The organism is Neobacillus drentensis (genome assembly GCF_036965425.1).
GTDB classification, from domain to species: Bacteria; Bacillota; Bacilli; order Bacillales; family Cytobacillaceae; genus Neobacillus; species Neobacillus drentensis_F.
The window spans coordinates 982-2,393 of sequence record NZ_JBALPP010000081.1 but is presented as its reverse complement, the minus strand read 5'-3'; the positions used below and the strand labels follow the sequence as shown (position 1 = coordinate 2,393).

The following is a 1,412-nucleotide window of genomic DNA, read 5'->3' as shown; positions in this document are numbered from 1 at the left end:
TTTAAGCTTTGACCTTTTAGTATTTGTTATTCTGCTAATACACTTTAAATCCCCAGTCATCGCTTGTTTAATTTCTTTAATTTTTATCATTATTTCATGGAATATATTTCATATCCCCATTGAACGAATGAATTAATTCTATTTACGTAACATGGGTTAAGATTGTCACATAAAGGGTGACTCTTTTCCTAAACTATTCTTCCCATTTAGCTTAATAAAAACAGAATCGCAGCAGCCCTCCCATCTTTAACATAAGCACCTTTTAGTACAATAAGAATTTTTCATTAAGAGAACACCCTAACTAAAAGGCTAAATATTTGACAAAAAAATTGATTTATGTTATAATTTACTTTTATTGAAATCTTGTGTAAAATAGGATTCTCCTGGTCAGGGGAATCCTATTTTTTTGTTTGGAGGGTTAAGATGTGAAGCAAAATGAATCCAGTATAACCGCTTTAATTTCATCTTTTTCTCGGGCTTATCACAGTCAGAATGATTTACCAATAATATTTGATGACTATCTTGCAAAAGATCTCCTTTCACAAAGAGAATTTTCAGAGATTAGAGAGAATATGATTAATGGTATACAATTCTTCAACAAAGGCATTGCTGAAAGGTTTAAAGACCATCCAGAAGAAATTTTAAAATGGATTACACAGGTGCAACTCTCCCCTACACCTCTTGCCCGTGCAGCCTTTTGTGAAAAAGTTTTGCTCAATGAAGTGTTTTTGGGATTAGAACAATACGTGATTCTCGGAGCCGGTTTAGATACTTTTTGCTTTCGACATCTTGAATTAGGGAACAAATTAGAAATATTTGAAGTTGACCATCCGGCTACACAGGAATTCAAAATAAAAAGATTAACTTATGCAGGGTTAAAAATACCAAATCATCTTCATTTTGTCCCTATGGATTTCACCAAGAATTTCTCTTATCAAACTCTAATAAATAAAGGATTTGATGAGAACAAAAAAACTTTCTTTAGTCTTTTGGGTGTTTCGTATTATTTAACAAAAGAGGAAAATTCAAGCCTGATCAAACATTTATTTGCCAAAGTCCCATCTGGAAGCTCTATAGTTTTTGACTATGCAGATGAAACACTCTTTGAAGAAAAGTGTATGTCTAATAGAGTTGAAAATATGGTGAAAATGGCTTTGGCAAGTGGTGAACCAATGAAATCAAGTTTTGCTTATAATGAACTTGAGAAAACGTTAGAAAAATCAGGTTTACTAATTTATGAACTTTTATCACCAACTACGATAAATGAGCAATACTTTAGAAATAGGACGGATTATTTATCTGCATTCGAGACAATTCATTTTATCCACGCTGTTAAGAAATAATTTTCTAATACAAGATCCTCTTAATGATTTTGATGATTGAGAGGATCTTTATTATTTCAATACTAATAA

At 31.5% G+C, this 1,412-nt stretch carries 1 protein-coding gene; it reads left to right on the top strand.

Translation table 11 applies throughout. From position 1 onward, the window contains the following. The first annotated feature begins 425 nt into the window (after nucleotides 1–425). Nucleotides 426–1,343, top strand: coding sequence for a class I SAM-dependent methyltransferase (locus tag V7161_RS19325; protein WP_335714542.1), 918 nt, complete (start codon nucleotides 426–428; stop codon nucleotides 1,341–1,343). The last annotated feature ends 69 nt before the right edge of the window (nucleotides 1,344–1,412 follow it).